The organism is Micrococcus sp. HG099, from assembly GCF_024723355.1.
Classification (GTDB): Bacteria; Actinomycetota; Actinomycetes; order Actinomycetales; family Micrococcaceae; genus Micrococcus; species Micrococcus endophyticus.
This window is the reverse complement of record NZ_JANQCJ010000111.1, coordinates 1-7677: the sequence shown is the minus strand read 5'-3', so window position 1 is coordinate 7677 and position 7677 is coordinate 1. Positions and strand designations below refer to the sequence as shown.

5 protein-coding genes and 1 pseudogene are annotated in these 7677 nt (G+C 73.2%); all 6 read left to right on the top strand.

Features of this window, described 5'->3' with window-relative positions; genetic code table 11:
- The first annotated feature begins 128 nt into the window (after positions 1-128).
- A complete protein-coding gene (coaE, locus tag NWP10_RS09455; RefSeq protein ID WP_258300722.1) occupies positions 129-2498 on the top strand; it encodes a dephospho-CoA kinase in 2370 nt (789 codons plus the stop codon).
- Positions 2495-3142, top strand: a complete 648-nt coding sequence (gene coaE, locus NWP10_RS09450) for a dephospho-CoA kinase (RefSeq protein WP_258300721.1) — start codon at positions 2495-2497, stop codon at positions 3140-3142. Before coaE (NWP10_RS09455) ends, coaE (NWP10_RS09450) begins: the two co-directional genes overlap by 4 nt.
- Before the next feature lie 37 nt (positions 3143-3179).
- Positions 3180-5309 (top strand): excinuclease ABC subunit UvrB, encoded by a 2130-nt coding sequence (gene uvrB, locus NWP10_RS09445; protein ID WP_258300720.1) that lies wholly within the window; start codon positions 3180-3182, stop codon positions 5307-5309.
- Positions 5306-6634, top strand: coding sequence for an MFS transporter (locus tag NWP10_RS09440; RefSeq protein ID WP_258300719.1), 1329 nt, complete (start codon positions 5306-5308; stop codon positions 6632-6634). Before uvrB ends, NWP10_RS09440 begins: the two co-directional genes overlap by 4 nt.
- The gene (locus tag NWP10_RS09435; RefSeq protein ID WP_258300718.1) at positions 6631-7320 is read left to right on the top strand and encodes a SatD family protein; all 690 of its coding nucleotides are present in this window, start codon (positions 6631-6633) and stop codon (positions 7318-7320) included. Before NWP10_RS09440 ends, NWP10_RS09435 begins: the two co-directional genes overlap by 4 nt.
- Positions 7317-7677, top strand: a pseudogene (locus NWP10_RS09430) (hypothetical protein); the annotation flags it as partial. The gene NWP10_RS09435 and the pseudogene NWP10_RS09430, both read left to right, overlap by 4 nt.

The window sequence follows — 7677 nt, the reverse complement described above, 5'->3', positions numbered from 1 at the left end:
GGCCGCGGGTGGCGCCCCGGGGCGGGGTCCCCGTACCGTCGTGACCGCGTGCCTGACGGCACCCGCCCCTCGGCGCGCCCTTTGGACCGGCCGCCGCGGAGCGTCGGCGACCCCGTCCCGGGAGACTCATGACATCCCCGCTCACCCGCCTGCACGACGCCCTCGGGCTGCGCACCACACCGGCGATCTTCTTCGGCTCCGCCGCCGTCGTGGTGGTCTTCACCCTCGCCATGGGCCTGTTCCCGGGCCCGGTGCAGGCCGGATTCGGCGTCGTCTCCAGCTGGCTGCGCTACGACGCCGGCTGGATCTACACGCTCAGCCTCACCGTCCTCGTGGCCTTCCTGCTCCTGCTCGCGGTGACGCGGTACGGCCGGGTCAAGCTGGGCGACGACGACGCGGTGCCGGAGTACTCGGGCCTGGCCTGGTTCGGCATGATGTTCGCCGCCGGCGTCGGCGCGGTCCTGATGTTCTGGGGCATCGCCGAGCCGATGAACCACTACGCCAACCCGCCGCTGGCCGGCACGGAGCCGTTCTCCGACCAGGCGGCCTCCCAGGCCATGGCGATCGCCAACTTCCACTTCGGCATCCACATGTGGGCGATCCTGCTCGTGCCGGGCCTGTGCTTCGGCTACTTCACGTACAAGCGCAAGCTGCCCCCGCGCGTGTCCTCCGCCTTCCAGCCCCTGCTGGGCGACCGCATCCACGGCCCGATCGGCAAGGCCATCGACATCGTCTCCGTGGTCTCCACCGTGTTCGGCCTCGGCGTCTCCGTGGGCCTGGGCGCGCTGCAGATCAACGCCGGCATGAACTACGTCTTCGGCACCCCCGTCGCGGGCTGGGTGCAGGCGCTGATCCTGGCCGTCATCACGGCCGTGGGCACCGTTTCGGTGCTGGCGGGCATGGACAAGGGCGTCAAGCGCCTGTCCTACGCGAACATCCTGATGGCCATCGCGCTGCTCGTGTACGTGCTGATGTGGGCCGTCTCCAGCATGGACGTCATCCGCGGCACCGTGCAGGCCGTCGGCGAGTACCTGACCATGCTGCCGATGCTCTCCACCTTCAACGACACCTACAACTCGGGCCAGTGGTCCGGAGACTGGACGGTGTTCTACTGGGCCTGGACCGTGACGTGGGCGCCGTTCGTGGGCATGTTCTTCGCGAAGATATCCCGCGGCCGCACCATCCGCTCGTTCATCGCCGCCGGCCTGGGCCTGCCCACGGCCTTCGTCATCATCTGGATGGGCATCTACGGCTACTCCGCCTTCCAGTCGGACCGCGCCACGGCCGCCGCGCCGGGCACGGGCGGCAACCTCACCGAGACCATCGTGACCGAGGGCAACGTGCAGGCGGCGCTGTTCCAGCACCTGCAGGGGATGCCGCTCTACACCGTGGCCGCCGTCCTCGCGCTCGTGGTCATCACCCTGTTCTTCATCACCTCCATCGACTCCGGCGCCCTCGTCATGGACGCCATGGCCAACGGCCACGAGGACCCGGCCCCGCGCCGGCAGTCCGTGATCTGGGCGGTGTCCATCGGCGCCGTCTGCGCGGCGATCATCCTCACCGCCGGCGAGAACGGCCTGGCCGCGCTGCAGGAGGTCATCATCGTGATCGGCCTGCCCATCCTGCTGATCACCGTCACCCAGGCCGGCCTGCTGCTGCAGGCGCTGCGCGAGGACGCGGGCACCGCCCGCCCCCTGCGCACCCGCCAGTGGAAGCCCGTGCTGCCGGCGGAGGAGTACCACCGCCGCGCCCGCGAGGACGGCGTGGACGTGTCCGACTACGTCATACGCCCCGAGTTCGAGGTGGGCACCGAGCCGGAGCACGACACCCACACGCCCAACACGTGGCACCAGCAGCGCACCGTGGCCGCGAAGGCCCTCGTCACCGTGGGCCTCACCGGCGGCATCGCCGCGGGCCGCACCGTGGTGGGCGCGGAGCTCGAGCGCCTCGGCGCCGTCGTCGTCGAGTTCGACGACCTCATGGGCGAGATCCTCGTGCCCGGCAGCCCGGTGCTGGAGGAGCTGCGCGAGGTGTTCGGGGACGACGTGGTCCGCGCGGACGGCACCCTCGACGCCCGCACCCTCAACCGCCTCACGGCGGAGAGCACGACGGCGCGAGCGCGCATGTACGAGATCGTCTCCCCGGCCGTGCGCGACGAGGCGAACCGCCGCGCCCGGGCGATCGGCGAGGACTCCGTGCTCGTGGTGGACCTGGCGCTGCTGGCCGAGACCGGCTCCGCCGGCGACTTCGACCAGGTGCTCGCCGTCTCGGCCCCGGCCGAGCAGCGCGTGGCCCGGCTCATGAACTCCCACGACCTGCCCCGGGAGCAGGCGTGGGCCTTCATCGACGAGGAGGCCCTGGACGCCGAGCGCGCCGAGATCGCCGACACGGTGATCGAGAACGACGGCACCCTCGAGGACCTGCACGAGGCCGTGCGGGCATACTGGGAGGCCAAGATCCAGCCTCAGATCGAGGCCGCCCGAGGAGTGAGCCCATGACCGAGTCCGTCCCCGTCGCCGACCGCCCGCGCGTCCACGTCGGCCTGACCGGCGGGATCGCCGCCGGCAAGTCCGCCGTGGCCCGCGTGCTCCAGGAGCGCGGCGCGCTGCTCGTGGACTCCGACGCCCTGGCCCGGCTCGTGCTCGAGAAGGGCACGGACGGGCTGGCCGCGGTGCAGGACGAGTTCGGCGACCGGGTGCTCACCTCGGACGGGGAGCTCGACCGCGTGGCCCTGGCGCGCATCGTGTTCTCGGACCCGCAGGCGCGCCAGCGCCTGAACCGCATCGTGCACCCCCGGATCCGGGCCGCCGCCCGCCGCATCGTCGCGGCGGCGGGCCCGGACGCCGTCGTGGTCCAGGACGTGCCGCTGCTGGTGGAGACGGGCCAGCAGGACGCGTTCGACCTGGTCATCGTGGTGGAGGCGCCCCTGGAGGACCGACTGCGCCGCATGGTCGAGGACCGCGGAATGACCCCCGAGGATGCCCAGGCGCGCATCGACGCGCAGGCCACGGACGAGCAGCGGCGGGCCGCCGCGGACGTGGTGATCGTCAACGACGCCGACCTCGAGCGGCTCGCGTCCGTGGCGAACCAGGTGTGGGACCGGTTCCTCGCCCCCGACGCGGCTGAGCCCTCGGCGGACTGACCGCCGGGGTGTCCGGGGCGCGACGTAGGGTTCTGCCATGAGCCTGGCCCAGAAGATCAACCGCGTCGTCGCCCCGTTCGAGGTCATCTCCCCGTACCAGCCCTCCGGTGACCAGCCGAAGGCCATCGCCGAACTCGCCGAGCGCGTGGAGGCGGGGGAGAAGGACGTCGTCCTGATGGGCGCCACCGGCACGGGCAAGTCGGCGACGACGGCGTGGCTCGTCGAGCGCCTCCAGCGGCCCACGCTGGTGATGGTGCAGAACAAGACGCTCGCGGCGCAGCTGGCCAACGAGTTCCGCGAGCTGCTGCCCAACAATGCGGTCGAGTACTTCGTCTCCTACTACGACTACTACCAGCCGGAGGCGTACGTCCCGCAGACGGACACCTTCATCGAGAAGGACTCCTCGGTGAACGAGGAGGTCGAGCGGCTGCGCCACTCCGCCACGAACGCCCTGCTGACCCGGCGGGACGTGATCGTGGTGGCCACCGTCTCCTGCATCTACGGCCTCGGCACCCCCGAGGAGTACATCGAGCAGATGGTCACCCTGCGCCGGGGCGAGGAGATGGACCGGGACGTGCTGCTGCGCCGGTTCGTGCAGATGCAGTACGTGCGCAACGACGTCGACTTCCATCGCGGCACCTTCCGCGTGCGCGGGGACACCGTGGAGATCATCCCCATGTACGAGGAGCTAGCGGTGCGCATCGAGTTCTTCGGGGACGAGATCGAGTCCATCCAGACCCTGCACCCGCTCACCGGCCAGGTGGTGCGCGAGGAGACGGAGATGTACATCTTCCCGGCCTCGCACTACGTGGCCGGCGACGAGCGCATGGGCCGGGCCGTCACGGCCATCGAGGACGAGCTGCGCGAGCGCCTGCAGGAGCTGGAGTCCCAGGACCGGCTCCTCGAGGCCCAGCGGCTGCGCATGCGCACCACCTACGACCTCGAGATGATGCAGCAGATGGGCTACTGCAACGGCATCGAGAACTACTCGCGGCACATCGACGGCCGCCCCGCCGGCTCCGCCCCGCACTGCCTCCTGGACTACTTCCCGGACGACTTCCTGCTCGTGGTGGACGAGTCCCACGTGACCATCCCGCAGATCGGGGCCATGTACGAGGGGGACATGTCCCGCAAGCGCACGCTCGTGGAGCACGGCTTCCGCCTGCCCTCGGCCATGGACAACCGGCCCCTGAAGTGGGACGAGTTCCTCGAGCGGATCGGCCAGACCGTCTACCTGTCCGCAACCCCCGGCGCCTACGAGCTCGGGCAGGCGGACGGCGTCGTGGAGCAGATCATCCGCCCCACCGGCCTGGTGGACCCGAAGGTGGTGGTCAAGCCCACCGAGGGCCAGATCGACGACCTCCTCGAGCAGATCCGCGCCCGCACCGCGAAGGACGAGCGCATCCTCGTCACCACGCTCACCAAGCGCATGGCCGAGGACCTCACGGACTACCTGCTCGACGCCGGCGTGAAGGTCGAGTACCTGCACTCGGACGTGGACACCCTGCGCCGCGTGGAGCTGCTGCGCGAGCTGCGCAAGGGCACCTTCGACGTGCTCGTGGGCATCAACCTGCTGCGCGAGGGCCTCGACCTGCCCGAGGTCTCCCTCGTGGCGATCCTCGACGCGGACAAGGAGGGCTTCCTGCGCTCCACCACGTCCCTCATCCAGACCATCGGCCGCGCGGCCCGCAACGTCTCCGGCGAGGTCCACATGTACGCGGACAACGTCACGGACTCGATGCGCCAGGCGATCGACGAGACCGAGCGCCGCCGAGCCGTGCAGATGGCCTACAACGAGGAGCACGGCATCGATCCGCAGCCGCTGCGCAAGCGGATCGCGGACATCACGGACCAGCTCGCCCGGGAGGACGCGGACACGGCGGACTTCCTCAAGGGCATGGGCGGGGTGAAGTCCGGGTTCGACTACGGCATGGGCCACCGCGGCCTCAGCTCCCTGGACCGCGAGGAGGGGCAGGAGCGCGCCGGCGGAGGCCCGGCCGTGGACGCGGCCTCCCTCCCGGCCAAGGACCTGGCCGACCTCATCGAGCAGATGTCGCAGCAGATGCATCAGGCCGCGGCGGACCTGCAGTTCGAGCTCGCCGCGCGCCTGCGCGACGAGGTCGGCGAGCTCAAGAAGGAGCTCCGGCAGATGCGGCGGGAGCAGTGACGGCGGCGCCGGACGCCGCGAAGGTCGCGGACGAGGGCGCCGCCCTGGCCGCCCGCCAGCGCCGAGTGGTCCGCACCCTCGCGGCGAGCCAGGTGTTCTCGGGGCTCGGCAACGGCTCGGCGCTCGCCGTCGGCTCCGTGCTGGCCGTGGAGCTCACGGGCAACGCCGCCCTGGGCGGCACCACCACCATGATGATCTCCGCCGCGGGCGCCCTCGCGGCGCTGCCCCTGGCCCGGCTCGCACTGGCCCGGGGCCGCCGCACGTCCCTGACGGTCGCATACCTCGTGGCGGCCCTCGGCGCCGCGTGCATGCTCGCCGCCCCCGGGATCGGCGGCTTCGGCCTGCTGCTGGCCGGCTCGTTCGGGGTGGGCCTGGGCGCGGCCGGCAACCTGCAGGCCCGGTTCGCGGCCACCGACCTGGCGACGCCGGCGCGCCGCGGCCGGGACCTCGGCCTCGTGGTCTGGTCCATCACCATCGGCGCCGTGGCGGGGCCGAACCTCATCGGCCCGGGTGCGGTCCTGGCCCGGGCGGTGGGGCTGGCGGACACCGCGGGCGTCTTCCTGTTCTCCGTGGCCGGCATGCTGGCGGCGGTCGCGATCCTGCAGGCGGGCCTGCGCCCCGACCCGCTGGCGCTGCGCCGGGAGGCGGGGCTCGGCGGCGTCGCGTCGCCGCAGCCCCCGCGGCTGCGAGCCGGGGTGGGTGCCGTCGTGGGCGACCCGCGGATCCGGGTGGGCGTGGCCGCCGTGGTGGTGGGCCACGCCGTGATGGTCGGCGTGATGGCCATGACGCCTGTCCACCTCAGCCGCACGCACGGGGCCGGGGCGGGCGGCTCGGACACGCTGGTGATCATCGGCGTGGTGATCTCCCTGCACATCGCCGGCATGTACGCGCTCTCGCCCGTCTGGGGCTGGGCCGCGGACCGCTGGGGCCGGCTGGCGGCCACCGCGGCGGGCTTCGCCGGGCTGCTGGCGGCCACGCTCGTCGGCGCGGTCGGGGCCGCCAGCACGGGCGCGGTCACGGCGGCCCTGGTGCTCCTCGGCCTCGGCTGGGGCGCGGTCACCGTGGCCGGCTCGGCGTGGGTGTCCGAGGTGGCCACGGGGCCGCGGCGCGTGCTGGTGCAGGGGGTCACGGACTCCGGCATGGGCGCGGCGGCGGCCGTGACGGCGGGCCTGTCCGGGCTGGTGCTGGCCCGGTGGGGCTTCACGGGGCTCACCGTGGCGGCCGGCCTTCTCAGCGCCGCGCTCCTGGTCTGGGTCCTGCGGGCCCGCTGGCGTTATGAAAACGCTGATGAAGTATCTCCTATCAGTGATATTGTGACGTCATGACCCGTGCACCCCAGGCCGCCGCCGTCATCGCGGACATCGTGGGCTCCCGCCGCCTCGCGGACCGGGAGGCGGCGCAGGAGCAGATCCTCGCCGCCTTCGCCGTGGCCGAGAAGGACGTCCCGCCGCTGCGGGCGGCCTGGGCCACCGTGGGGGACGAGTTCCAGGCCCTGCACGGCGTGTGGCCGCAGGCCGTGCGCGCCGTGGTCCGCGTGTCCCTCGCGCTGCCGCCCGGCCTCGAGCTGCGCTTCGGCATCGGCGTGGGGGAGCGCCGGTCGCTGGACGACGGCGCGGGGGACGGGATCGAGGACGGCACCGCCTGGTACCGGGCGCGCGCGGCGGTCGAGCGGGCGCACGCCCGCGCGGACGGGGCGGCGACGGCGTTCGTCGCGGCCGACCCGTCCCTGACGGCCGCCGTGGACGGGATGCTCCTGCTGCGCGACCACGTGCTCGGCCGGCTCAAGGCCCGGGAGCGCCGCCTCGCCGCCGCGCTGCTGGGCGGGGCCACGCAGACGCAGGCGGCCCGCGCGGAGCGGATCACCCAGTCCGCGGTCTCGCAGGCCGTGACGCGCTCCGGGATCGACCGCCTGCTCGAACTGGACGCCGCGCTGGCCGAGGCCGCCGCCGGGAGGCCCGGCCACGCGGGCGCCGCGGGCGAGGGGGCCGGAGACGAGGGGGACGCCGGATGACCGCGCTGACGCTCATCGCGCTCGGGGTCCACGACCTCGCCGCCGCGCTGCTGCCCCGGGCCTGGGCCGCTCGACGGCGGGAGGTCCTCGCCCTGGCCGCGGGCGCCGCGGCCGCCGTGCTGGCCGCGGTGCTGCTCGTCCTCCTCGTCCCCGGTGCCCCCGCCCTGGCGATCGGCGGCGTCCTCGTCGCACTGGCCCTGCTCGCCGCGTGGTGGCGGCTCGGGGCGGGTGCCCCGCTGGGCACGCTGAGCGTGGCAGCCGTCGTCGCCCTGGTCGCGGTCGCGGAGATCGGGCTCGCCCGGACCGCCGTGCCGGCCGTCCCTGTCGCGTTCACCGTCGTGGCGGTGGGCCTCGCCC

Coding starts and splice junctions, on each gene's coding strand:
- coaE (WP_258300721.1), top strand. CDS start 2,495: ATGACCGAGTCCGTCCCCGTCGCCGACCGCCCGCGCGTCCACGTCGGC.
- uvrB (WP_258300720.1), top strand. CDS start 3,180: ATGAGCCTGGCCCAGAAGATCAACCGCGTCGTCGCCCCGTTCGAGGTC.
- coaE (WP_258300722.1), top strand. CDS start 129: ATGACATCCCCGCTCACCCGCCTGCACGACGCCCTCGGGCTGCGCACC.
- NWP10_RS09435 (WP_258300718.1), top strand. CDS start 6,631: ATGACCCGTGCACCCCAGGCCGCCGCCGTCATCGCGGACATCGTGGGC.